General features: G+C 53.4%; 21 protein-coding genes and 1 pseudogene. 14 read left to right on the forward strand and 8 right to left on the reverse strand.

Annotation, left to right across the window (positions count from 1 at the left end; all coding sequences use genetic code 11):
* Positions 1–43: 43 nt before the first annotated feature.
* The 3 genes from fhuC to fhuB are packed head-to-tail and all read left to right on the forward strand — an operon-like array spanning position 44 to position 3,710.
* Positions 44–841, forward strand: coding sequence for a Fe3+-hydroxamate ABC transporter ATP-binding protein FhuC (gene fhuC / locus FDW96_RS02470; RefSeq protein WP_042312203.1), 798 nt, complete (start codon positions 44–46; stop codon positions 839–841).
* A complete protein-coding gene (fhuD, locus tag FDW96_RS02475) occupies positions 841–1,731 on the forward strand; it encodes a Fe(3+)-hydroxamate ABC transporter substrate-binding protein FhuD (RefSeq protein ID WP_061380846.1) in 891 nt (296 codons plus the stop codon). The genes fhuC and fhuD overlap by 1 nt, the downstream gene beginning before the upstream one ends.
* The gene (gene fhuB / locus FDW96_RS02480; protein WP_061380845.1) at positions 1,728–3,710 is read left to right on the forward strand and encodes a Fe(3+)-hydroxamate ABC transporter permease FhuB; all 1,983 of its coding nucleotides are present in this window, start codon (positions 1,728–1,730) and stop codon (positions 3,708–3,710) included. Before fhuD ends, fhuB begins: the two co-directional genes overlap by 4 nt.
* Before the next feature lie 113 nt (positions 3,711–3,823).
* Here the strand turns inward: fhuB and hemL are convergent, their stop codons facing one another.
* Positions 3,824–5,104, reverse strand: coding sequence for a glutamate-1-semialdehyde 2,1-aminomutase (hemL, locus tag FDW96_RS02485; protein ID WP_042312195.1), 1,281 nt, complete (start codon positions 5,102–5,104; stop codon positions 3,824–3,826).
* 168 nt (positions 5,105–5,272) lie between these two features.
* Between hemL and clcA the strand changes: the two genes are divergently transcribed.
* From clcA to erpA, 3 genes and pseudogenes are all read left to right on the forward strand, one after another.
* Positions 5,273–6,694 carry a H(+)/Cl(-) exchange transporter ClcA gene (gene clcA, locus FDW96_RS02490; RefSeq protein WP_137365176.1) on the forward strand — a complete coding sequence of 474 codons (1,422 nt, stop codon included), beginning with the start codon at positions 5,273–5,275 and terminating at the stop codon, positions 6,692–6,694.
* Positions 6,695–6,717: 23 nt separating this feature from the next.
* A pseudogene (gene yadW, locus FDW96_RS25150) lies at positions 6,718–6,783 on the forward strand (small protein YadW).
* Positions 6,776–7,120, forward strand: coding sequence for an iron-sulfur cluster insertion protein ErpA (gene erpA, locus FDW96_RS02495; RefSeq protein WP_006686771.1), 345 nt, complete (start codon positions 6,776–6,778; stop codon positions 7,118–7,120). Before yadW ends, erpA begins: the two are co-directional and overlap by 8 nt.
* A gap of 100 nt (positions 7,121–7,220) precedes the next feature.
* Here erpA and FDW96_RS02500 read toward each other — a convergent pair whose 3' ends face one another.
* Genes FDW96_RS02500 through mtnN form a run of 3 tightly spaced genes read right to left on the reverse strand, consistent with a single transcriptional unit; the run spans position 7,221 to position 9,373 of the window.
* On the reverse strand, positions 7,221–7,844 hold the full coding sequence (locus FDW96_RS02500) for a TRIC cation channel family protein (RefSeq protein ID WP_038637378.1): 624 nt from the start codon (positions 7,842–7,844) through the stop codon (positions 7,221–7,223).
* Between the two features lie 37 nt (positions 7,845–7,881).
* Positions 7,882–8,682 carry a vitamin B12 ABC transporter substrate-binding protein BtuF gene (btuF, locus tag FDW96_RS02505; protein WP_137365177.1) on the reverse strand — a complete coding sequence of 267 codons (801 nt, stop codon included), beginning with the start codon at positions 8,680–8,682 and terminating at the stop codon, positions 7,882–7,884.
* Complete coding sequence (gene mtnN, locus FDW96_RS02510; protein ID WP_042312191.1) at positions 8,675–9,373, reverse strand: 5'-methylthioadenosine/S-adenosylhomocysteine nucleosidase; 699 nt, start codon at positions 9,371–9,373, stop codon at positions 8,675–8,677. Before mtnN ends, btuF begins: the two co-directional genes overlap by 8 nt.
* A gap of 83 nt (positions 9,374–9,456) precedes the next feature.
* Between mtnN and dgt the strand changes: the two genes are divergently transcribed.
* The 3 genes from dgt (at position 9,457) to cdaR (ending at position 13,842) form a co-directional block, all read left to right on the forward strand.
* Complete coding sequence (dgt, locus tag FDW96_RS02515) at positions 9,457–10,974, forward strand: dGTPase (protein ID WP_042312189.1); 1,518 nt, start codon at positions 9,457–9,459, stop codon at positions 10,972–10,974.
* Positions 10,975–11,103: 129 nt separating this feature from the next.
* Entirely contained in the window at positions 11,104–12,537 is a 1,434-nt protein-coding gene (degP, locus tag FDW96_RS02520; RefSeq protein ID WP_005132129.1) for a serine endoprotease DegP, read from the forward strand.
* Between the two features lie 147 nt (positions 12,538–12,684).
* Positions 12,685–13,842: a DNA-binding transcriptional regulator CdaR gene (gene cdaR / locus FDW96_RS02525; protein ID WP_042312184.1), complete on the forward strand. Its 1,158-nt coding sequence runs from the start codon at positions 12,685–12,687 to the stop codon at positions 13,840–13,842.
* Between the two features lie 83 nt (positions 13,843–13,925).
* Here the strand turns inward: cdaR and FDW96_RS02530 are convergent, their stop codons facing one another.
* From FDW96_RS02530 to map, 4 genes are all read right to left on the reverse strand, one after another.
* Entirely contained in the window at positions 13,926–14,312 is a 387-nt protein-coding gene (locus FDW96_RS02530) for a DUF3461 family protein (RefSeq protein ID WP_003018562.1), read from the reverse strand.
* Positions 14,313–14,421: 109 nt separating this feature from the next.
* A complete protein-coding gene (gene dapD / locus FDW96_RS02535; RefSeq protein ID WP_006686779.1) occupies positions 14,422–15,246 on the reverse strand; it encodes a 2,3,4,5-tetrahydropyridine-2,6-dicarboxylate N-succinyltransferase in 825 nt (274 codons plus the stop codon).
* 31 nt (positions 15,247–15,277) lie between these two features.
* Positions 15,278–17,950 (reverse strand): bifunctional uridylyltransferase/uridylyl-removing protein GlnD, encoded by a 2,673-nt coding sequence (gene glnD / locus FDW96_RS02540; RefSeq protein WP_042312181.1) that lies wholly within the window; start codon positions 17,948–17,950, stop codon positions 15,278–15,280.
* A gap of 113 nt (positions 17,951–18,063) precedes the next feature.
* Positions 18,064–18,858: a type I methionyl aminopeptidase gene (gene map / locus FDW96_RS02545; RefSeq protein WP_038637400.1), complete on the reverse strand. Its 795-nt coding sequence runs from the start codon at positions 18,856–18,858 to the stop codon at positions 18,064–18,066.
* 451 nt (positions 18,859–19,309) lie between these two features.
* Between map and rpsB the strand changes: the two genes are divergently transcribed.
* The 5 genes from rpsB to ispC all read left to right on the forward strand — a co-directional run bounded on the left by rpsB (position 19,310) and on the right by ispC (position 24,013).
* Entirely contained in the window at positions 19,310–20,035 is a 726-nt protein-coding gene (rpsB, locus tag FDW96_RS02550) for a 30S ribosomal protein S2 (protein WP_003018553.1), read from the forward strand.
* Positions 20,036–20,299: 264 nt separating this feature from the next.
* Positions 20,300–21,151, forward strand: a complete 852-nt coding sequence (gene tsf / locus FDW96_RS02555) for a translation elongation factor Ts (protein ID WP_003018551.1) — start codon at positions 20,300–20,302, stop codon at positions 21,149–21,151.
* 145 nt (positions 21,152–21,296) lie between these two features.
* On the forward strand, positions 21,297–22,022 hold the full coding sequence (gene pyrH / locus FDW96_RS02560; protein WP_003018549.1) for a UMP kinase: 726 nt from the start codon (positions 21,297–21,299) through the stop codon (positions 22,020–22,022).
* A 139-nt stretch (positions 22,023–22,161) separates the two neighbouring features.
* Complete coding sequence (gene frr / locus FDW96_RS02565; protein WP_006686783.1) at positions 22,162–22,719, forward strand: ribosome recycling factor; 558 nt, start codon at positions 22,162–22,164, stop codon at positions 22,717–22,719.
* A 97-nt stretch (positions 22,720–22,816) separates the two neighbouring features.
* Positions 22,817–24,013: a 1-deoxy-D-xylulose-5-phosphate reductoisomerase gene (ispC, locus tag FDW96_RS02570; RefSeq protein WP_061380843.1), complete on the forward strand. Its 1,197-nt coding sequence runs from the start codon at positions 22,817–22,819 to the stop codon at positions 24,011–24,013.
* Positions 24,014–24,122 lie beyond the last annotated feature (109 nt).

A 24,122-nucleotide genomic window follows, 5' to 3' on the forward strand; every position in this document is an offset into this window, starting at 1 on the left:
TCTTTGGGCACGCTTTGCGTGCCCGTTTTACAAGTTGGCTGCTATGCAGGAAAACAGATCCCATCCCGACACCACTTTTGCGTTGCGTAATGTCTCCTTTCGTGTGCCTGGCCGCACGCTTTTGCATCCCCTCTCGTTAACGTTTCCTGTGGGAAAAGTGACAGGACTTATCGGTCACAACGGTTCCGGAAAATCGACGTTACTGAAAATGCTGGGACGTCATCAGCCGCCGTCAGAAGGCGAAATCCTGCTAGACGACCAGCCGCTGGAGAGCTGGAGCAGTAAAGCGTTTGCCCGCAAGGTTGCTTACCTGCCGCAGCAACTGCCGCAGGCTGAAGGGATGACCGTCCGCGAGCTGGTGGCCATTGGCCGCTACCCGTGGCATGGCGCGCTGGGACGGTTTGGTGTGGCTGACCGGGAGAAAGTAGAAGAAGCCATTTCGTTGGTGGGCTTAAAACCTTTAGCGCATCGTCTGGTCGATAGCCTGTCCGGTGGGGAACGCCAGCGTGCGTGGATCGCCATGCTGGTGGCGCAGGACAGCCGCTGTCTGCTACTTGACGAACCGACCTCCGCGCTGGATATCGCCCATCAGGTTGACGTGCTGGCGCTGGTGCATCGCTTAAGCCAGCAGCGCGGCTTGACGGTGATTGCCGTACTGCACGATATCAATATGGCGGCCCGCTACTGCGATTACTTAGTTGCGCTGCGCGGCGGCGAAATGATTGCTCAGGGAACGCCTGCGGAACTGATGCGCAGCGAAACGCTGGAACAGATTTACGGTATCCCGATGGGCATTTTGCCGCATCCGGCCGGTGCCGCACCCGTGAGTTTTGTCTATTAATGATCGGATTACCTCATATTACCCGTCGGCGGCTGCTGACGGCGATGGCGCTGTCGCCGCTGCTGTGGCGGATGAATACGGCGCACGCGGCGGCGATTGATCCACAGCGTATTGTGGCGCTGGAATGGTTACCGGTAGAGCTGTTGCTGGCGCTGGGTATTACGCCGTATGGCATTGCCGATATCCCTAACTACAAGCTGTGGGTCAATGAGCCTCCATTGCCGGAGTCGGTGATTGACGTCGGGCTACGTACGGAACCCAATCTCGAACTGCTGACCGAAATGAAGCCCTCGTTTCTGGTGTGGTCGGCTGGTTATGGCCCCGCCCCCGAAAAGCTCGCGCGGATTGCCCCCGGGCAGGGATTTAATTTCAGTGATGGCAAAAAGCCGCTGGCCGTTGCGCGAAAATCGCTGCAGGAAATGGCGCAATTGCTGAATCTGTCAGCCTCCGCTGAACGCCATCTGGCCGAGTACGATCGTTTTATCGCCAGCCTGAAACCGCGCTTTATGCAACGTGGCGAGCGCCCCGTGCTCCTGACATCCCTGCTTGATTCGCGGCATATGCTGGTGTTTGGGCCGAACAGCCTGTTTCAGGAGGTGCTGGACGAATATGGGATCCCCAACGCCTGGCAGGGAGAAACCAACTTCTGGGGCAGCACTGCTGTGAGTATTGACCGTCTGGCTGCTTATAAGGATGTTGATGTGCTGTGCTTTGATCACGGCAACGGTAAAGAGATGGCTGCGCTGATGTCTACGCCATTATGGCAGGTGATGCCGTTTGTCCGTGACGGACGTTTTCAGCGCGTGCCTGCCGTCTGGTTTTATGGCGCAACGCTGTCCGCGATGCATTTTGCCCGCATTCTGGATAATGCGCTGGGAGGCAAAGCGTGAGTAAACGAATTGCGCTGTTCCCAACGCTTCTTCTGGCGGTTCTGTTTGTCGCTGCCTGCTGGCTGACCTGGGTTAACTTCTCTGTTGCGCTACCGCGCAGTCAGTGGCAACAGGCTATCTGGTCACCGGATATCAATGCTATTGAGCAGATGGTTTTCCACTACAGCTTGCTGCCGAGGTTGGCAATTTCGCTGTTGGTCGGTGCCGGGCTGGGCCTGGTCGGCGTGTTGTTCCAGCAGGTGCTGCGTAACCCACTGGCAGAACCCACTACGTTAGGTGTCGCAACCGGGGCGCAGTTAGGTATTACGGTCACGACGCTGTGGGCGATTCCGGGGGCGCTGACCGCGCAATTTGCGGCGCTGGCAGGGGCCTGTATCGTTGGCGCGCTGGTGTTTGGCGTCGCTTGGGGAAAACGTCTTTCTCCGGTGACGCTAATCCTTGCCGGTCTGGTGGTCAGCCTGTACTGCGGGGCGATTAACCAGTTGATGGTGCTCTTCCATCACGATCAACTACAAAGCATGTTTTTATGGAGCAGTGGCTCGCTGACGCAAACCGACTGGAGTGGCGTTCAGCGCCTGTGGCCGCAACTGCTGGGTGGCGTGATGTTGACACTGCTGTTATTACGCCCAATGACGCTGATGGGACTGGATGACGGCGTGGCGCGAAACCTTGGGCTGGCGCTATCGCTGGCGCGCCTGGCGGCACTGACGCTGGCGATTGTCATCAGCGCCTTGCTGGTTAACGCCGTCGGAATTATCGGTTTTATCGGCCTGTTTGCGCCGCTGCTGGCAAAAATGCTCGGTGCCCGGCGCTTACTGGCGCGTCTGTTGCTGGCCCCGTTGATTGGCGCGCTGATCCTCTGGCTCTCCGATCAAATCATTCTGTGGCTAACCCGCGTCTGGATGGAAGTCTCCACCGGCTCGGTGACGGCACTGGTTGGCGCGCCGCTGCTGCTGTGGCTGCTGCCGCGCCTTAAAAGCATGAGCGCACCGGATATGAATGCCAGCAACCGCATCGCCGCTGAGCGTCAAAATGTACTGATGTTTGCGCTGGCGGGCGGTGCGATTTTACTGCTGGCGGTTGTCGTGGCGTTGTCGTTCGGACGTGATGCACACGGCTGGACATGGGCCAGCGGCGCGATGCTTGATGAACTGATGCCCTGGCGCTGGCCACGTATTCTGGCGGCGCTGATTGCCGGAGTGATGCTGGCGGTTGCGGGCTGTATTATTCAGCGTCTGACCGGAAATCCAATGGCCAGCCCGGAAGTCCTGGGTATTAGCTCCGGCGCGGCATTTGGCGTAGTGCTCATGCTGTTTCTGGTGCCCGGCAATGCCTTTGGCTGGCTACTCCCCGCCGGGAGCCTCGGAGCGGCGGTCACTCTGCTTATCATCATGGTTGCCGCCGGGCGCGGCGGTTTTTCGCCGCACCGTATGCTGCTGGCAGGGATGGCGCTCAGCACGGCGTTTACAATGCTGCTGATGATGCTGCAGGCCAGCGGCGACCCGCGCATGGCGGGCGTGTTGACCTGGATCTCTGGCTCAACCTATAACGCGACAGGCGAGCAGGTATTGCGTACCGGGATAGTGATGGTTTTCTTGCTGGTGCTGACGCCGCTGTGCCGTCGTTGGTTGACGATTTTACCGCTCGGCGGCGATACGGCGCGGGCGGTCGGTATGGCGTTGACGCCGTCACGCGTGGGATTACTGCTGTTGGCGGCGGGATTAACGGCGACAGCAACCATGACGATTGGGCCGTTGAGCTTTGTCGGGCTGATGGCGCCGCATATTGCTCGCATGATGGGTTTTCGCCGGGCGATGCCGCATATGCTGATTTCGGCGCTGGCGGGAGGCGTGCTGTTGGTCTTTGCCGACTGGTGCGGCAGAATGGTGCTGTTTCCGTATCAGATCCCGGCGGGATTACTGTCGACGTTTATCGGCGCGCCGTACTTTATCTATCTGCTGAGAAAGCAGAGCCGCTGAGGCTGATTCTTTTCATGTAGGCCGGATAAGACGCTCGCGTCGCCATCCGGCAATAAAAAAGCCGGGTGGCGGCTTCGCCTTACCCGGCCTACGTTGTTTCTGTACGTTCTCTTTTACAGTTTCGCAAACACCCGACGCGCGGCGTCGATGGTGTTATTGATATCTTCTTCGCTGTGCGCCACAGACATAAAGCCCGCTTCGAAGGCAGAAGGCGCCAGGTAAACCCCTTCATCCAGCATCATGTGGAAGAAACGCTTAAAGCGTTCAACGTCGCATGCCATCACATCCTGATAGCAGGTCACGGTTTCTGCATCGGTGAAGAAAATCCCGAACATCCCGCCCACATGGTTAACCACCAGCGGAATATTAGCGTCTTTGGCCGCTTCCAGCAGACCTTCCGCCAGACGCGTTGTCAGTTCGTTCAGCGTTTCATGAATACCCGGTTGGGCCACTTCGGTCAGACAAGCAAAGCCCGCCGCCATTGCAATCGGGTTACCGGACAGTGTACCCGCCTGGTAAACCGGACCGGTCGGCGCCAGCGCGTCCATCACATCACGACGGCCACCGAATGCGCCAACGGGCATCCCGCCACCGATGATTTTACCCAGGCAGGTCAGGTCCGGAACAACGCCGTAATAATCCTGTGCACCGGCCAGTGCCACGCGGAAACCGGTCATCACTTCATCGATAATCAACAGCGCGCCAAACTCATCGCACAATGCACGCAGGCCTGGCAGGAATTCTGGCAGCGGCGGGATGCAGTTCATGTTGCCGGCGACCGGCTCAACAATGATACAGGCGATCTCCTGCGGGTACTGTTCAAACGCTGCACGCACTGAAGAGAGATCGTTATAGGTGCAGGTCAGGGTGTGTTTCGCGAAATCAGCTGGAACGCCAGGGGAGTTCGGCTGGCCCAGCGTTAACGCGCCGGAACCGGCTTTGACCAGCAGGCAGTCAGCATGGCCGTGGTAGCAGCCTTCAAATTTGATGATCTTATCGCGACCGGTAAAACCGCGCGCCAGACGGATGGCGCTCATTGTCGCTTCCGTACCGGAGTTCACCATGCGCACCATGTCCATGGTCGGCACGAGTTCAGTGACCAGCTCCGCCATTTTCACTTCCATCTCGGTTGGCGCGCCGAAGCTTAAACCGCGTTCTGCGGCTTCAATCACCGCATTACGGATTGCCGGATGGTTGTGACCCAGTACCATCGGTCCCCAGGAACCGACGTAGTCGACATAGGCTTTACCATCGACATCGTACAGATACGCGCCGTCCGCTTTTTCGATAAACAGCGGAGTACCACCCACGCCAGTAAAGGCGCGAACGGGGGAGTTAACGCCGCCAGGGATAAGTTCGCGTGCTGCGCTGTAGAGATTTTCAGACTTACTCATGGATGGGGTCCTGGTTCGTAGAAAAAGTAAATGCCCGCTATTCTAGTTATTCAGAGAAGGTTATGAAAGTTTTACGCAATTGAAACAATGCGATTTGCAGGGGATTTTCGTGAAATGTGCGAGTAGAATGCCGATTCCGTATTTGTATTACCAATTAATGATCATCTGATGAAGACAGACACTCCCTCTTTTGAAGCACAGCAAATTGTGCGTTTACGCCGCAGGGATCAAATCCGTCGACTCCTGGAACGAGATAAAACGCCGTTGGCGATCCTCTTAATGGCCGCGGTAGTGGGTACCGTGACGGGACTTGTGGGCGTAGCCTTTGAGAAAGCGGTGACCTGGGTGCAGAATCAGCGCATAGGCGCGCTGGCTCAGGTTGCGGACCATGCCATTCTGCTGTGGCCGCTGGCGTTTATCCTCTCTGCATTGCTGGCGATGGTCGGCTATTTTCTGGTGCGTAAATTTGCACCGGAAGCGGGCGGTTCGGGGATCCCAGAGATTGAAGGCGCTTTGGAAGAGTTACGACCCGTGCGCTGGTGGCGCGTTCTGCCGGTGAAATTTATCGGCGGTATGGGCACACTGGGCGCTGGGATGGTGCTCGGGCGAGAAGGGCCGACCGTGCAGATTGGCGGCAACATTGGACGCATGGTGCTGGATATTTTCCGTATGCGCAGCGCCGAAGCGCGGCATACCCTGCTGGCTACCGGTGCCGCAGCGGGCTTGTCGGCGGCGTTTAATGCTCCTCTGGCGGGGATCCTGTTCATTATTGAAGAGATGCGTCCACAGTTTCGCTATAACCTCGTGTCGATCAAAGCCGTGTTTACCGGCGTCATCATGTCGAGCATTGTGTTTCGCGTTTTCAACGGTGAAGCCCCGATTATTGAAGTTGGCAAGCTCTCCAATGCGCCGGTGAATACGCTGTGGCTGTATCTGGTGCTGGGGATTATTTTTGGCTGCGTCGGACCATTGTTTAATACCATGGTGTTGCGTACCCAGGACATGTTCCAGCGTTTCCATGGTGGCGAGATTAAAAAATGGGTGCTCATGGGCGGTGCGATTGGCGGCCTGTGCGGGATCCTTGGATTAATTAAACCTGAAGCGGCAGGTGGCGGGTTTAACCTGATCCCGATTGCTGCGGCAGGCAATTTTAGCGTCGGTCTGCTGCTGTTTATCTTTATTACCCGGGTTATTACCACGCTGCTGTGCTTCTCGTCCGGTGCGCCTGGTGGGATTTTTGCCCCGATGCTGGCGTTGGGCACGCTGCTTGGTACCGCATTCGGTATGGCCGCAGCGGCCTTCTTTCCGCATTATCACCTCGAGGCCGGGACCTTCGCCATTGCCGGAATGGGAGCATTGTTGGCGGCGTCGGTAAGGGCGCCGCTCACCGGTATTGTGCTGGTGCTGGAGATGACCGATAACTATCAGCTCATTTTGCCAATGATTATTACCTGTCTTGGCGCAACACTATTAGCCCAATTTATGGGCGGAAAGCCGCTATACTCGACTATCCTTGCCCGCACGCTGGCAAAACAGGAAGCGGAGCAGGCGGCAAAAAGCCAGGGTACCGCCGCTGGCGAGAATACTTGAACGAAATACCAGGGTATTAGATAATGGCTTTAACCATTGGGTTATAATTTGCCCAATTGCCAATGTCGTTTGGAGCAAAATATGAGTGATGACGTAGCGCTGCCACTGCAATTTACTGAAGCAGCAGCCAATAAAGTAAAAAGCCTGATCGCTGACGAAGATAACCCGAACCTGAAATTACGCGTGTATATCACCGGCGGTGGTTGCAGTGGTTTTCAGTATGGTTTCACCTTTGATGATCAGGTGAACGATGGTGATATGACCATTGAGAAACAAGGTGTTGGTCTGGTGGTTGATCCGATGAGCCTGCAATATCTGGTGGGTGGTTCGGTTGACTATACCGAAGGTCTGGAAGGTTCCCGCTTCGTTGTGACTAACCCGAATGCTAAAAGCACCTGCGGGTGTGGTTCTTCTTTCAGCATCTGATTGCTGTTCGTTATGCCGGATGGCGACGCGAGCGTGTTATCCGGCCTACAGGAAAGATGTTCCAGGCCCGATAAGCGTAGCGCCATCGGGCAAAACAATATCAACGCCCGTTATCATCCAGCGCAAACGTCGGCAATTTCAAATGCCAGCGAATGGCGGCCAGTCGAATCAGCAGGGTGACAATCATCCCCATCATACTGGCGTTTTCCAGTGAAACATCAAAGGTATAAAACGCGGTCGCATGTACGATCCCGCCGATAATGCAGGCTGTAGCGTAGATTTCGGTGCGCAAAATCATCGGCACTTCACGGGCTAATACGTCACGAATGATCCCACCGCCAACGCCGGTAATCACGCCCATACAAATTGCCACCAGAGGCCCTGTTCCGGCTATAAAAGCTTTGTTGACGCCAATGCCCACGAATACCGCCAGACCAACGGCATCCAGCACCGGCAGGATCCACTTCGGCAACCGTCGGGGCTGACGCACCAGCAGGATCGTCAGCATGCTGGTGATCATCGCCACCACCAGATCGGTAGGATCCTTAACCCAAAAAACCGGTCCGTTATCCAGCGCCATATCGCGGATCGTCCCGCCACCGACGGCTGTTACCACGCCTAAGACCAGAACGCCGAAGGGATCCATACGCAGTTTTCCGGCAAGCAAGACGCCAGAGATAGCAAATACCGCGGTACCGACAATATCCAGCCAATAGACGAGCATGTTTAAATCCTCACAACAAACCTGGTGGGGGCAGGCGCTAATTTACCTGTGAAAGCGCATTGCAGAGTTGTTTTGCGGCGAGGATAATACGCGGGCTCGCGCGTTCGAACCAGTCACTATTAAGTGTAATAATGGGTATTTTTAGCTGGTTTCCCCAGTATTGCTCAATTTTCAGCGTTTCGCCCGAACCACCGGTGGCAACGATAGCCTGCGGCGCTCTTGCCAGGACCTGTTCACGGCTAACCTGCGGCCATGGAACCCGACTGCCGGCAAAGATGTTTTCTCCACCGCATACCTCAAGAACCTCATGCTGAATGGAGCCTTTTCCACTTGTAAACAGAGGATTCGCACCAAACTGGAGAAACACGCGTTTTTTCGGTTTGTTGGTATACTGAGATTTTAGTAAAGCATATTCATCAAGCAACGTTTTTGCTGCCTGTTTGGCCTGCTCTGGCCTGGGGCTCCATGGCGCCAACTGGCGTAGCGCATCGGCGACCTGCTCAATGGTAACAGCATCCACCCAGATGACCTTAACACCCAGCGCGGTCAGTTGATTTACCTGCCGCTCAGCATTTCCCCCGCGCCAGGCGACGACCAAATCCGGTTTCAGCGCCACAATGCGCTCCAGATTCATGCCTTGCCAGGTTGAGACCTCTTCAATATTTTTAGCCTCGGGCGGGTAATTTGAATAGCTACTGACGCCAACGGGGGTAATGCCTGCGGCAAAAGCGAGTTCAGTATTGGCGGGAGAAAGCGTAACAACACGCGGTGCGGCGTAAAGGAACGCCGGGAGAGTGAAAAGCAGGGCGACCAGCGCCCTGGAGAGTAATTTAGCCATGCGCCAGTTTCTGTACCAGCGTTTCAACCATCAGGCTTGACTGCTTCGCGGCGACCACCAGGAACTCGTCAAAGCTGAGATGGGACTGCTGATCGGCGACGTCAGAAATGGCGCGAACCACGACGAACGGCACGTTAAAATTGTGGCAAACATGCGCAATCGCGGTTGCTTCCATCTCAACGGCAATCGCCTGTGGGAAGTTATGTTGAATTTTTGCCAGGCCAACAGAGCCATTAATGAAGGCATCGCCGCTGACGATAAGCCCACGGACAGCATTCAGATTCAGTTCTGCAATGCAGGCTTCTGCCGCAGCAATCAGTGCAGGATCGGCTTTGAAACCCGCCGGGCAACCCGGTAGCTGACCAAATTCATAGCCAAATGCCGTGACGTCGGCATCGTGATAGCGCGCTTCATCAGAAACCACGATATCGCCGACTTTCAGCGTAGAGGCCAGGCCGCCCGCTGAACCGGTATTAATGATGGCGTCCGGCTTGCAGCGTTCAAGCAGCAACGTAGCGCCCAGTGCAGCAGCGACTTTACCGATGCCTGATTTCAGTAGCGCAACCTCAGTACCGTTTAGTTGGCCGGTGTAAATTTCACAACCGCCGAGAGCGATGGTCTGACGGTTTTCGATTTTGTCACGCAGTAGCGTAACTTCTTCTTCCATTGCACCAATGATGCCGATTTTCATAGATTTACTCGCGATAAGCCAGATTTGAGGGCATAGTCTATCATGCGCTTAAGGGGTAGCGCATTTCTCAGGCGGGAGAGGACATGGCACAGATCGATTTCCGAAAAAAAATAAACTGGCATCGTCGTTACCGTTCGCCGCAGGGCGTGAAGACTGAGCATGAGATCCTGCGTATTTTCGAAAGCGATCGTGGACGTATTATCAATTCTCCGGCAATTCGCCGACTGCAACAAAAGACCCAGGTCTTTCCGCTGGAACGTAATGCGGCGGTGCGTACGCGTTTAACGCACTCAATGGAAGTTCAGCAGGTTGGCCGCTATATCGCGAAAGAGATCCTCAGCCGACTAAAAGAGCAAAAGTTGCTGGAGCAGTATGGCCTGGATGAACTGACGGGACCGTTTGAAAGTATTGTCGAAATGTCCTGCCTGATGCACGACATTGGCAATCCGCCGTTTGGTCACTTTGGTGAAGCGGCAATTAATGACTGGTTCCGCCAGCGACTGTATCCCGCAGATGCGGAAAGTCAGCCACTCAGCGATGACCGCTGTCTGGTGGCGGCATTACGTTTGCGCGAAGGCGAAGAGTCGCTGAATGATATTCGCCGTAAGGTGCGACAAGATTTATGTCATTTTGAAGGTAATGCGCAAGGGATTCGTCTGGTACATACCCTGATGCGCATGAATCTTACCTGGGCGCAGGTTGGCGGTATTTTGAAATATACCCGTCCGGCGTGGTGGCGTGGTAATGCGCCTGCAACACACAACTATTTAATGAAGAAACCAGGCTATTATCTTTCTGAAGAACTGTATATTGAGAGGTTACGTAAAGAATTATCATTAGCGCCTTACAGTCGCTTTCCATTAACCTGGATTATGGAAGCTGCCGATGATATCTCTTATTGCGTGGCCGATCTGGAAGATGCCGTTGAGAAAAGAATCTTTAGCGTCGAGCAACTTTATCACCATCTGCATGAGGCGTGGGGACACCACGAAAAAGGTTCCCTGTTCAGTCTGGTGGTAGAGAACGCCTGGGAGAAATCACGTTCAAATACATTAAGCCGGAGTACCGAAGATCAGTTCTTTATGTATTTACGCGTTAATACATTGAATAAACTGGTGCCGTACGCTGCTCAGCGATTTATCGATAACTTGCCGCAGATTTTTGAGGGATGTTTTAATCACGCGCTGTTAGAAGATGCCAGTAGCTTCAGCCAGTTGCTGGGTGTCTATAAAAATGTGGCGATAAAACATGTGTTTAGCCACCCAGATGTTGAGCAACTGGAGTTACAGGGCTATCGGGTGATCAGCGGGCTGCTGGAAATCTATCAACCGTTATTAAAAATGACTCAGTCAGATTTTACTGAACTGGTCGAAAATGAAAGAGTAAAACGTTTTCCTATCGAGTCCCGGTTATTTCAGAAGCTGTCCACTCGCCATCGCCTTGCTTATGTTGAGGCGGTCAGTAAAATATCGGTTGGCTGCGCTGAGTTTTCTGTTCTGGAATATTATTATCGCTGTCGTTTGATTCAGGATTATATCAGCGGGATGACAGATTTATACGCCTGGGATGAATATCGCCGGTTGATGGCAGTAGAGCAATAAATAATCATTTGTAAAGGCCGACAATAAAATTTTACTTTTTCCTTAAACTTAAATCTGGAACTTAGCGCTATAAAACGACTCTGACGTATACAGCAATTTTGCGTTACCTGTTAATCGAGAACGAAACACATGAAAAAAACCACATTAGCAATGAGTGCACTGGCTCTGAGTTTAGGTTTGGCGTTGTCCCCCTTGTCTGCAACAGCGGCTGAAACGGCGTCTTCAGCAACGACCGCCCAACAGATGCCAAGCCTGGCCCCGATGCTTGAAAAAGTGATGCCATCGGTGGTGAGTATTAACGTCGAGGGGAGCACGACGGTGAATACGCCGCGCATGCCGCGTAATTTCCAGCAGTTCTTCGGTGATAATTCCCCATTCTGCCAGGACGGTTCTCCGTTCCAGAGTTCCCCGTTCTGCCAGGGCGGCGCACCGGGCGCTGACAACGGCGGTGGCCAGCAGCAAAAATTTATGGCGCTGGGCTCCGGCGTAATTATTGATGCCGCGAAAGGGTATGTTGTGACCAACAACCACGTGGTGGATAACGCCACGGTGATTAAAGTTCAACTGAGCGATGGACGTAAATTTGACGCGAAGATCGTGGGTAAAGATCCGCGCTCCGATATCGCGCTGATCCAGATTCAGGATCCGAAAAACCTGACGGCTATTAAGCTGGCGGATTCCGACGCGCTGCGCGTGGGTGATTACACCGTAGCAATTGGTAACCCGTTTGGCCTCGGCGAGACCGTTACCTCCGGTATCGTTTCTGCGCTGGGCCGTAGCGGCCTGAATGCGGAAAACTACGAGAACTTTATCCAGACCGATGCTGCGATCAACCGGGGTAACTCCGGTGGCGCCCTGGTCAACCTGAACGGTGAGCTGATCGGGATTAATACCGCGATCCTCGCACCGGACGGCGGTAATATCGGGATCGGCTTTGCAATCCCAAGCAACATGGTGAAAAACCTGACCTCGCAGATGGTTGAGTTCGGCCAGGTTAAACGTGGCGAGCTGGGCATTATGGGTACCGAGCTGAGCTCTGAGCTGGCGAAAGCGATGAAAGTTGACGCCCAGCGTGGCGCATTCGTCAGCCAGGTCATGCCGAACTCTTCCGCAGCGAAAGCGGGTATTAAAGCCGGGGATGTGATTACCTCCCTGAACGGTAAACCTATCAGCAGCTTTGCCGCCCTGCGTGCGCAGGTGGGAACTATGCCGGTAGGCAGCAAAATTAACCTTGGCCTGCTGCGCGACGGTAAGCCTGTTACTGTGAATCTGGAACTGCAGCAGAGCAGCCAGACCCAGGTTGATTCCAGCTCTATCTTCAAAGGCATTGAAGGTGCTGATATGAGCAACAAGGGCCAGGACAAAGGGGTCGTGGTAAGCGACGTGAAACCGAATTCTCCGGCGGCACAGATTGGCCTGAAGAAAGGGGATGTGATTATCGGTGCTAACCAGCAACCGGTGAAAAATATCGCCGAACTGCGCAAAATTCTCGACAGCAAACCCGCTGTACTGGCGTTGAACATTCAGCGTGGCGACAGCTCCATCTATCTGTTGATGCAGTAATCTCCCTCAACCCCTTCCTGCACAGGAAGGGGTTTCTTTTTGTGATACCTCCCACAACTCCATACTTCTCTCTTCCGCTTTGTGCATTTGCACAATGTTGTCGTTTGTTATCTTCCTTATGCTTGAGCTCTGCTCACAGGAGGGTTTATGGCTGGCTGGCATCTTGATACCAAAATGGCGCAGGATATCGTGGCGCGTACCATGCGCATCATTGATACCAATATCAACGTAATGGATGCCCGTGGGCGGATAATCGGCAGCGGCGATCGCGAACGAATTGGTGAATTGCACGAAGGCGCGCTGCTGGTGCTTTCTCAGGGGCGGGTGGTCGATATTGACGATGCGGTCGCACGGCATTTACACGGTGTGCGACAGGGGATCAACCTGCCGCTGCGTCTTGAAGGCGAAATCGTTGGCGTTATCGGTCTTACCGGCGAACCGGAACATCTGCGTAAATACGGTGAATTGGTGTGTATGACCGCCGAAATGATGCTGGAACAGTCTCGTCTGATGCATCTTTTAGCCCAGGACAGCCGTCTGCGCGAAGAGCTGGTGATGAACCTGATTCAGGCGGAAGAAAATACCCCGGCGCTAATGGAATGGGCGCAGCGTTTAGGCATCGATTTGAACCAGCCGCGCGTGGCAGCGGTAGTTGAAGTCGACAGCGGTCAGCTTGGCGTTGACAGCGCGATGGCTGAGCTACAGCAATTACAGAATGCGTTGACCACGCCAGAGCGTAATAATCTGATTGCGATTGTTTCCCTGACTGAGATGGTGGTGCTGAAACCCGCGCTCAATCAGTTTGGCCGCTGGGATGCCGAAGATCATCGCAAGCGCGTTGAACAGCTTATTACCCGGATGAAAGAGAACGGACAGCTGCGTTTTCGCGTCTCGCTCGGCAACTATTTTACCGGGCCTGGCAGCATTGCCCGTTCGTATCGTACGGCGCGTACCACCATGATGGTCGGTAAGCAGCGGATGCCGGAAAGCCGAAGCTATTTCTATCAGGATCTGATGCTGCCGGTACTGCTGGACAGCCTGCGCGGCGGCTGGCAGGCCAATGAGTTGGCGCGTCCGTTGGTACGGTTAAAAGCAATGGATAATAACGGCTTGCTGCGTCGGACATTGGCGGCATGGTTTCGGCATAACGTTCAGCCGCTGGCGACCTCAAAGGCATTGTTTATTCATCGTAATACGCTGGAATATCGCCTGAATCGTATTTCAGAACTGACCGGGCTGGATTTGGGGAATTTTGACGACAGACTGCTACTGTATGTGGCGTTGCAGTTAGATGAGCAGCATTGATTGCCTGATGGCGCTACGCTTATCAGGCAAAATGCCGGGTGGCGGCTTCGCCTTACCCGGCCTACGAATACATCCACTCGCGGTTATTTACGCGTCAGTTTTTCCAGATCGGCTTCAATTTCGCTGATCTTGTTGGTCACGACGCTTTCCAGATGACGTAAATCATCGAGGATCTTACGTTTAAGATCGACTTCGCTGCGATCGCGCTGGCAGATCTGATCCAGTTCATCGATCACATAGCGCAGGTTGGGGCTGATCTCCTGCACTTCTTTATAACCCTGGCCGACGCCATCGGCGACAACCGTTTTACGCTGGCGGGGATATTTGAACTTCACGCTCTTGGCAAAAAACTCGCCTTTATCCTTCTGGAAATAGATTTTCAGGATATCGTTGTTGGCTTCTTGCCGCAGGCTGTAACGATCGATCTCTTCAGGATTAGTAATGCCCAGACTTTTCAGATTGTCATACATAGCGGTACCCTTAAGCTCACTATAACCATTGAATAATTAACGAAAAGCCTTGTTTACGCCACTCGCAGATGTAAAAAAAGCGGGCTAAGCCCACTTTTTCAAATTGCTGTTAGTCGATGGTGCGTAACAGTTCGTTGATTCCCACTTTGCCACGCGTTTTGGCATCAACCTTTTTCACTATCACCGCGCAGTACAGGCTGTATTTGCCATCTTTCGACGGCAGGTTGCCGGAAACGACAACGGAGCCCGCCGGAACGCGGCCATAATGCACTTCGCCAGTTTCGCGATCATAAATACGGGTGCTCTGACCGATGTATACGCCCATGGAGATAACGGAGCCTTCTTCGACGATCACGCCTTCTACTACTTCAGAACGCGCACCGATGAAGCAGTTATCTTCAATGATGGTCGGGTTAGCCTGTAACGGCTCCAGTACGCCGCCAATGCCAACGCCGCCGGACAGGTGTACGTTTTTACCGATTTGCGCACAGGACCCGACAGTCGCCCAGGTATCAACCATCGTACCTTCATCAACATAAGCGCCGATGTTTACGTAAGATGGCATCAGCACGGTGTTACGGGCGATAAACGCGCCCTGACGCACGGCCGCAGGCGGAACCACGCGGAAACCTTCCTTCTGGAAGCGCGCTTCGTCATAGTCGGCGAATTTCATCGGCACTTTATCGAAGTAACGGCTTTCCGCACCATCGATAACCTGATTATCGTTAATACGAAAAGAGAGCAGGACCGCTTTTTTCAGCCACTGATGCGTGACCCACTGACCCTCAATCTTTTCTGCGACGCGCAGAGCACCGGAATCCAGTAAAGAAATAACCTGATTCACCGCTTCGCGGGTTACGGTATCCACATTTGCCGGAGTAATGTCGGCACGGCGCTCGAAAGCGGATTCAATAACGTTCTGTAACTGCTGCATTGTTAAACTCTTTCCATAATAAATAAAAACATCACCCTTTATCGTTTGGATTGAGGGCCTCTGTCAACCGTTGATGCACTTCCTGCTGCAGCTCATTATTAAGGGCGCGCCGGTCGGCGGTGGCGATTATGAATAAATCTTCTACTCGCTCGCCAATTGTTGTAATTCGGGCGCCATGCAGCGAAATTCCCAGATCGGCAAAAATCTGCCCGACCCGCGCCAGCAGTCCTGGCTGGTCGAGAGCGATAAGCTCGAGGAATGATTTTCGATCGGTATGGGTCGGCAGAAAAGTCACTTCGGTATCGACGGTAAAATGGCGTAATTTTGCCGGCTGGCGACGCGGTTGCGGCGGTTGCCAGCTACGCTGAGTGATCGCCTGTTCCAGCCCAAAACGGATCGCTTCGTGTCGGTCTGACGACAGCGGGCTACCGTCCGGCTCCAGCACAATGAATGTATCCATCGCCATTCCATCGCGGGTGGTGAAAATCTGCGCATCGTGGACGCTCAGATTACGCCGATCCAGCTCGGCGCAAACGGCGGCAAACAGATACGGGCGATCCGGACTCCAGATAAAGATTTCCGTTCCTCCACGCGTTGCCTGTGGGCTAAGCAGAATGAGCGGCTCTTTGAGGTCATGTTGTAAGAGATGACGCGCATGCCAGGCCAGTTGATTTGGACTGTGGCGCACGAAATAGTTCGCCCGACAGCGTGACCAGATATGGTGCAGCGCTTCTTCATCAATGTTATCCATCCTCAATAACGCCAACGCCTGAAGCTGATGGTGACGCACGCGCTCGCGCATATCCGGTGTGTTTTGCATCCCACGCCGTAGCTGTTTTTCCGTGGCAAAGTACAGCTCGCGCAGCAGGCTTTGCTTCCAGCTATTCCACAGCGTTTCGTTGGTGGCGCAAATATCCGCAACGGTCAGGCACACTAAAAAGCGCAGGCGGTGTTCCGTTTGCACTTCTTCGGCGAATTGCTTAATCACTTCGGGATCCTGAATATCGCGACGTTGAGCGGTGACTGACATCAGTAAATGCTGGCGCACCAGCCACACGATCAGCTGTGTTTCGCGGGAGTTCAGGCCGTGCAGCTCGGCGAATTTGAGTACGTCCTGAGCACCGAGAACCGAATGATCGCCACCGCGGCCTTTGGCGATATCATGGAACAAAGCGGCAATCAGAATTAGCTCCGGCTGCCGCAGGCGCGGCCACAGATCCACACACAGCGGATGGCGCTGGCGGGTATCTTCGTTGGCAAAACTTTCCAGCTTGAGCATTACGCGAATGGTGTGTTCATCCACCGTATAGGCATGAAACAGGTCAAACTGCATTTGGCCGACTATATGCGACCATTGCGGCATATAGGCCCACAACACGCTGTGGCGATGCATCGGCAGCAGACCACGACTCACCGCGCCCGGATGGCGTAACATGCTGAGAAACAGCGAGCGCGCTTCCGGGATATAGCATAACGGCTGCGTTAAATGACGACGGGCATGGCGCAGATGGCGCAGCGTGGTGGAGTAAATCCCGCTGATTGCGCTGTTACGCACCATGATGTAAAACATCCGCAATATCGCTTCGGGTTTGCGGATAAACAGGTCATCGCTGCGCAGATCAATCAAGGAGCCGCGCAGTTGAAAGTCGTCATCAATCGGACGCGGCTTTTCGTCGGCGGGCATAGCGAGGATCGCCTCGTCGAACAGCTGCAACAGCATGTGGTTCAGTTCGCTGACCCGTCGTGTGACGCGGAAGTAGTCTTTCATCATCCGCTCGATAGGCTCATTGCCCTCGCCGCCGTAGTTTAGCCGTTGGGCTACGCTGAGCTGACGATCAAACAGCAGGCGGTTATCGTAACGACTCACGATCAGGTGCAGAGCAAAGCGTATGCGCCACAGGATATGCAAGCATTCATTCAGCTCGGCACGCTCCGCCAGCGTCAAAAAGCCGAAACCAACCATCTCATCCAGTGAGGTTGCGCCAAAATGGCGGCGGGCGACCCATTGTAGAGTGTGGATGTCGCGCAGGCCGCCGGGGCTGCTTTTGATATCGGGTTCCAGATTGTAGCTGGTGCCGTGATAACGCTGGTGGCGTTGGTTTTGCTCTTCCACTTTGGCGGCGTAAAACTTATCGGACGGCCAGAAACCTTCGCTAAAAATATGCTTTTGTAGCTCAAGAAACAGCGCCACGTCGCCAATCAGCAGGCGTGTTTCTATCAGATTAGTGGCGACGGTTAAATCTGATAAACCTTCCAGCAGACACTCTTCCAGCGTACGCACGCTGTGGCCCACTTCCAGCCTCACGTCCCACAACAGCGTTAACAGCTCACCGACTTTTTCGGCCTGCGCGTCAGGGAGCTTTTTACGGCTGAGGATCAACAGGTCAATGTCGGAAAGCGGGTGCAGTTCGCCGCGCCCGTAACCCCCAACGGCAACCAGCGCCAGGTCGGCAATTTGGCCAAAACCGGCTTCAATCCACAGGCGTTGTAGCAACTGGTCAATAAATTCGGTACGGGCCTCAATGAGCTGTTCAGCGGAAATTCCGCTGTCAAACGCTTCGCCTAACCAGCGCTGGAACGTGTCGATATGCGCTTTAATGCCGGCGCAGTTGAGATCATTCTGTGGCCAGGTTCCGGGGTTTTGCGGTTGGCCAGGCAGGGTGGGGAGGGCTGTATTTGCGTGCTGTTCAGGAAGAGTATTCATTATGCGCCACCCATTAAAAAGCCGGATGATGGCGTGAACGCCTTATCCGGCCTACGAAGTAGTACAATTTGTAGGCCTGATAAGATGCGGAGGCATCGCCATCAGGCAAAACATTATTCGTCGTGTGTGATGATCGCCGGGATGGTGTCATCCTTGCGTAACGTCAGGATCTCACAGCCGTTTTCTGTCACCACAATAGTATGCTCGTACTGAGCAGACAAGCTGCGGTCTTTGGTTTTCACCGTCCAGCCGTCTTTCATGGTGCGGATGCGGTAATCACCGGCATTCAGCATCGGTTCTACGGTGAAGGTCATGCCCGGCTGCAGTACCACGCCGCCGTCGTCCGCATCGTAGTGCAGAACCTGAGGCTCCTCGTGGAAGCCGCGACCGATACCGTGACCGCAGTATTCACGTACTACAGAGAAGCCTTCGCCTTCCGCGTATTTCTGAATCGCTGCACCCAACGTGCGCAGGCGAATGCCCGGTTTAACCATCCGCAGCGCCAGATACAGGCTTTCCTGCGTTACACGGCACAGACGTTCGCCCAGAATGGTGGGCTTGCCGACGATAAACATTTTAGAGGTATCGCCGTGGAATTCGTCTTTAATCACGGTCACGTCGATGTTAACGATATCACCATCTTTCAGGTGCTTCGCGTCGTCCGGGATCCCGTGGCACACCACTTCGTTAATCGAGATACACACGGATTTAGGGTAACCGTGGTAGCCCAGGCACGCGGAAATGGCCTGCTGCTCATTAACGATGTAGTCATTACAGATGCGATCCAGTTCGCCGGTGCTGACGCCCGGTTTGATAAACGGTTCGATCATCTCCAGTACTTCCGCCGCCAGACGGCCAGCGACGCGCATTTTTTCGATTTCTTCAGGGGTCTTGATTGAGATAGCCATGAATTCTGTCCATCAGTGCCGATTATTTCGGCAATAATTGTGTAAGTGCTGACAATGGTATCAGTCAGGGGTGTACCCTGCCAAATTGAGAATCATTCTGAACTTCGCCTTTCGTGCCACAGGTGCGTTGGCTACATTTTTTTCACCCCGGTCACTTACTGGCCGTAAGCTCCCGGGGATTCAAAAATTTGCCGTCTGCCTGTAACACGAAATTCATCGTTCAATTCAGCACTGAGTGCCAACAATTATTGGTGTCGGTGGCGTATTTGTGGTATAAAGCGCGCCGGACTTCCGATCCATTCGAAGACTACACACGATGGACGGGAGCGACAAATCTCACTTTGTGTAACAACACACACGTATCGGCACATATTCCGGGGTGCCCTTTGGGGTCGGTAATATGGGATGCGTGGAGGCTTAACCCCAACTTTTATATATAGAGGTTTTAATCATGGCAACTGTTTCCATGCGCGACATGCTCAAGGCTGGTGTTCACTTTGGTCACCAGACCCGTTACTGGAACCCGAAAATGAAGCCGTTCATCTTCGGTGCGCGTAACAAAGTTCACATCATCAACCTTGAGAAAACTGTACCGATGTTCAACGAAGCTCTGGCTGAACTGAACAAGATCTCTGCTCGTAAAGGTAAAATCCTTTTCGTTGGTACTAAACGCGCTGCAAGCGAAGCGGTGAAAGAAGCTGCTAACAGCTGCGACCAGTTCTTCGTGAACCATCGCTGGCTGGGCGGTATGCTGACTAACTGGAAAACCGTTCGTCAGTCCATCAAACGTCTGAAAGATCTGGAAACTCAGTCTCAGGACGGTACTTTCGAAAAGCTGACCAAGAAAGAAGCGCTGATGCGTACTCGTGAGCTTGAGAAACTGGAAAACAGCCTGGGCGGTATCAAAGACATGGGCGGTCTGCCGGACGCTCTGTTCGTAATCGATGCTGACCACGAGCACATTGCTATCAAAGAAGCAAACAACCTGGGTATCCCGGTATTTGCTATCGTTGATACCAACTCTGATCCGGACGGTGTTGACTTCGTTATCCCGGGTAACGACGACGCAATCCGTGCTGTGACCCTGTACCTGGGCGCTGTAGCTACTACCGTTCGTGAAGGCCGTTCTCAGGATCTGGCTTCCCAGGCGGAAGAAAGCTTCGTAGAAGCTGAATAATGAGGCACGCTCGTTAGAGCGACCCCTTATATATCCAAGATAATTCGAGTTGCAGGAAGGCGTTGACGCAACGAATCCCCCGGAGCTTACATAAGTAAGTGACTGGGGTGAGTAAGGAAAACAACGCACCTGCAGCTGGAAGAATGACGGATATAGGCCAGGTAGTATCACGTTTGGTTAGGGGGCCTGTATATGGCCCCCTTTTTCACTTTTAAATCTGTGCGGTTTCATGCCGGGCAGATCAAATCTTCCGAGGATTTTAGAATGGCTGAAATTACCGCATCCCTGGTAAAAGAGCTGCGTGAGCGTACTGGCGCAGGCATGATGGATTGCAAAAAAGCACTGACTGAAGCTAATGGCGACATCGAGCTGGCAATCGAAAACATGCGTAAGTCTGGCGCAATCAAAGCGGCGAAAAAAGCAGGCAACGTTGCTGCTGACGGCGTAATCAAAACCAAAATCGACGGCAACATCGCTTTCATTCTGGAAGTTAACTGCCAGACTGACTTCGTTGCTAAAGATGCTGGTTTCCAGGCATTTGCTGACAAAGTACTGGACGCTGCCGTTGCTGGCAAAATCACTGACGTTGAAGTTCTGAAAGCACAGTTCGAAGAAGAACGTGTTGCGCTGGTTGCTAAAATCGGTGAGAACATCAACATTCGTCGCGTGGCTTCCCTGGAAGGCGAAGTTCTGGGTAACTACCAGCACGGTGCGCGTATCGGTGTTCTGGTTGCTGCAACTGGCGCTGACGAAGAACTGGTTAAACAGCTGGCAATGCACGTTGCTGCAAGCAAACCAGAATTCGTTAAGCCGGAAGACGTTTCTGCTGAAGTGGTAGAGAAAGAATACCAGGTTCAGCTGGACATCGCCATGCAGTCTGGCAAGCCGAAAGAAATCGCAGAGAAAATGGTTGAAGGCCGCATGAAGAAATTCACCGGCGAAGTTTCTCTGACTGGCCAGCCTTTCGTTATGGAACCGAGCAAATCTGTTGGTCAGCTGCTGAAAGAGCACAATGCTGACGTAACTGGTTTCATCCGCTTCGAAGTGGGTGAAGGCATCGAGAAAGTTGAGACTGACTTTGCAGCAGAAGTTGCTGCGATGTCCAAGCAGTCTTAATTTTTAAAGGAGCCGCCTGAGGGCGGCTTCTTTTTGTGTCTGGCTTGTAAATTCAGCGAACCGCTATAGTGGTCATGCTGAAAAGCGACATACAATGTCGCCGGAATTAACTCATCTCATTCGTTGACAGTCTCAGGAAAGAAACATGGCTACCAATGCAAAACCCGTCTACAAACGTATTCTGCTTAAGTTAAGTGGCGAAGCTCTGCAAGGTTCAGAAGGCTTCGGTATTGATGCAAGCATACTTGACCGTATGGCTCAGGAAATCAAAGAGCTGGTTGAGCTGGGTATTCAGGTTGGCGTAGTGATTGGTGGCGGTAACCTGTTCCGTGGCGCTGGTCTGGCGAAAGCAGGGATGAACCGCGTTGTGGGCGACCACATGGGCATGTTAGCCACCGTAATGAACGGTCTGGCGATGCGCGATGCGCTTCACCGCGCCTATGTGAACGCTCGCTTGATGTCCGCCATTCCTCTGAACGGCGTGTGTGATAACTACAGCTGGGCGGAAGCGATCAGTCTGCTGCGTAACAATCGCGTTGTTATTTTGTCTGCGGGTACCGGCAATCCGTTCTTCACTACCGATTCAGCAGCCTGTCTGCGCGGTATTGAAATTGAAGCGGATGTAGTACTGAAAGCCACCAAAGTGGACGGCGTATTTACTGCCGACCCGGCTAAAGATCCTACGGCGACCATGTACGAACAGTTGACCTACACTGAAGTACTGGATAAAGAGCTGAAAGTGATGGATCTGGCTGCGTTCACGCTGGCTCGTGACCACAAATTACCGATTCGTGTCTTTAACATGAACAAACCGGGTGCGCTGCGCCGTGTTGTTATGGGTGAAAAAGAAGGCACGTTAATCACGGAATAATTCCCGTTGCGGCTAAATGCAGGTAATATTCCGCTTTAATGTCGCGGGATACGTCCCTCAAAATTAATCAAGACTATACTTGTCACACCTTGCGTGGTGGGTATGGTCTGACTGAAACGAGCTTTCAAGGATTCGTAACGTGATCAACGATATCAGAAAAGATGCTGAAGTACGCATGGACAAATGCGTCGAAGCGTTCAAAAATCAAATCAGCAAAATTCGTACGGGCCGTGCTTCTCCTAGCCTGCTGGATGGTATTGTCGTGGAATATTACGGCACGCCGACTCCGCTGCGCCAACTGGCAAGCGTAACGGTTGAAGATTCCCGTACCCTGAAAATCAACGTGTTTGACCGCTCCATGGGACCTGCCGTTGAAAAAGCAATTATGGCTTCCGACCTTGGTCTGAATCCAAGTTCAGCGGGTTCCGACATCCGCGTTCCGCTGCCTCCGCTGACCGAAGAACGTCGTAAAGATCTGACCAAGATCGTGCGTGGCGAAGCTGAAGGCGCGCGTGTTGCCGTACGTAACGTACGCCGCGATGCAAACGACAAAGTGAAAGCGCTGTTGAAAGATAAAGAGATCAGCGAAGATGACGATCGCCGTTCTCAGGACGAAGTACAGAAACTGACTGACGCAGCGATCAAGAAAGTTGATGCGGCGCTGGCAGAGAAAGAAACGGAACTGATGCAGTTCTGATTCATCTGTACGCTAAAAACGCCGCTTAGAAGGCCTGCAAGGGCTGGATGGCGGCGTTTTGCTTTTTCTGCCTATACCCTATTTTTCTGGATGTCTCATGAAGCAATTAACCATCCTGGGATCAACCGGTTCCATTGGTTGCAGTACGCTGGATGTAGTACGCCATAACCCGGAAAAATTTCGTGTTGCTGCGTTGGTTGCGGGTAAGAATGTTGCCCGTATGGTGGAGCAATGCCTGGAATTTTCTCCTCGCTATGCGGTAATGGACGATGAAAAAAGCGCGGCATTGCTAAAATCGGCTCTGCTGGAGCAGGGTAGCCGCACTGAAGTTATGAGTGGACAGCAGGCTGCCTGTGATATGGCCGCGCTGGATGATGTTGATCAGGTTATGGCGGCGATTGTCGGCGCAGCGGGCTTGCTGCCGACGCTTTCGGCGATCCGCGCGGGCAAAAGCATTTTGCTGGCGAACAAAGAGTCTCTGGTAACCTGCGGACGTCTGTTTATGGACGACGTGAAACGCCACAAAGCGCAGCTTTTGCCGGTTGATAGCGAGCATAACGCGATTTTTCAGAGTTTACCGCAACCGATCCAACTCAATCTGGGATACGCTGACCTTGAGCAAAACGGCGTCGTGTCCGTGCTGCTTACCGGGTCTGGTGGCCCTTTCCGTGAAACGCCATTGCGCGATCTGGTTGCTATGACCCCCGATCAGGCATGTCGTCATCCGAATTGGTCGATGGGACGAAAAATCTCTGTCGATTCAGCCACCATGATGAATAAAGGTCTGGAATACATTGAAGCGCGTTGGTTATTTAATGCCAGCGCAAGCCAGATGGAAGTGCTGATTCATCCGCAGTCGGTTATTCATTCGATGGTTCGTTATCAGGATGGCAGCGTTCTGGCGCAGTTAGGGGAACCTGACATGCGTACACCTATTGCCCATACGATGGCATGGCCGGAACGTGTGAAGTCTGGCGTTAAGCCTGTCGACTTTTGCCAACTCAGTGCGTTGACGTTTTCGGCACCTGACTACCAGCGCTATCCGTGCCTGAAACTGGCGATGGACGCGTTTGAGCAAGGGCAGGCGGCGACGACCGCCCTGAACGCCGCGAATGAAATTACCGTTGCCGCATTTCTGGCGCAGCAGATTCGATTTACCGATATTGCCGATCTTAATTTATCCGTACTGGATAAGATGGATTTGCAGGAGCCGCAGAGCGTTGATGACGTACTGAAGGTTGATGCCATCGCGCGGGAAGTTGCCAGAAAAGCAGTGATGCGACTCTCAAGCTGATGATAATCCCTCTACGGAAGATCGTGCTATTTGTTAGCGTTGGGCTTCAGTGATATAGTCTGCGCCACTCGATCGCGGGTAGTTGCTTTTTGTCGGTCGGGTAAGCCGT

Origin of the sequence: Citrobacter sp. TBCS-15 (genome assembly GCF_005280815.1) — a bacterium.
In the GTDB taxonomy this organism is placed as follows: domain Bacteria; phylum Pseudomonadota; class Gammaproteobacteria; order Enterobacterales; family Enterobacteriaceae; genus Citrobacter; species Citrobacter werkmanii.

Coding starts and splice junctions, on each gene's coding strand:
- cdaR (WP_042312184.1), top strand. CDS start 12,685: ATGGCTGGCTGGCATCTTGATACCAAAATGGCGCAGGATATCGTGGCG.
- map (WP_038637400.1), bottom strand. CDS start 18,858: ATGGCTATCTCAATCAAGACCCCTGAAGAAATCGAAAAAATGCGCGTC.
- degP (WP_005132129.1), top strand. CDS start 11,104: ATGAAAAAAACCACATTAGCAATGAGTGCACTGGCTCTGAGTTTAGGT.
- mtnN (WP_042312191.1), bottom strand. CDS start 9,373: ATGAAAATCGGCATCATTGGTGCAATGGAAGAAGAAGTTACGCTACTG.
- pyrH (WP_003018549.1), top strand. CDS start 21,297: ATGGCTACCAATGCAAAACCCGTCTACAAACGTATTCTGCTTAAGTTA.
- FDW96_RS02500 (WP_038637378.1), bottom strand. CDS start 7,844: ATGCTCGTCTATTGGCTGGATATTGTCGGTACCGCGGTATTTGCTATC.
- glnD (WP_042312181.1), bottom strand. CDS start 17,950: ATGAATACTCTTCCTGAACAGCACGCAAATACAGCCCTCCCCACCCTG.
- fhuC (WP_042312203.1), top strand. CDS start 44: ATGCAGGAAAACAGATCCCATCCCGACACCACTTTTGCGTTGCGTAAT.
- tsf (WP_003018551.1), top strand. CDS start 20,300: ATGGCTGAAATTACCGCATCCCTGGTAAAAGAGCTGCGTGAGCGTACT.
- erpA (WP_006686771.1), top strand. CDS start 6,776: ATGAGTGATGACGTAGCGCTGCCACTGCAATTTACTGAAGCAGCAGCC.
- btuF (WP_137365177.1), bottom strand. CDS start 8,682: ATGGCTAAATTACTCTCCAGGGCGCTGGTCGCCCTGCTTTTCACTCTC.
- ispC (WP_061380843.1), top strand. CDS start 22,817: ATGAAGCAATTAACCATCCTGGGATCAACCGGTTCCATTGGTTGCAGT.
- clcA (WP_137365176.1), top strand. CDS start 5,273: ATGAAGACAGACACTCCCTCTTTTGAAGCACAGCAAATTGTGCGTTTA.
- hemL (WP_042312195.1), bottom strand. CDS start 5,104: ATGAGTAAGTCTGAAAATCTCTACAGCGCAGCACGCGAACTTATCCCT.
- FDW96_RS02530 (WP_003018562.1), bottom strand. CDS start 14,312: ATGTATGACAATCTGAAAAGTCTGGGCATTACTAATCCTGAAGAGATC.
- rpsB (WP_003018553.1), top strand. CDS start 19,310: ATGGCAACTGTTTCCATGCGCGACATGCTCAAGGCTGGTGTTCACTTT.
- dgt (WP_042312189.1), top strand. CDS start 9,457: ATGGCACAGATCGATTTCCGAAAAAAAATAAACTGGCATCGTCGTTAC.
- fhuD (WP_061380846.1), top strand. CDS start 841: ATGATCGGATTACCTCATATTACCCGTCGGCGGCTGCTGACGGCGATG.
- dapD (WP_006686779.1), bottom strand. CDS start 15,246: ATGCAGCAGTTACAGAACGTTATTGAATCCGCTTTCGAGCGCCGTGCC.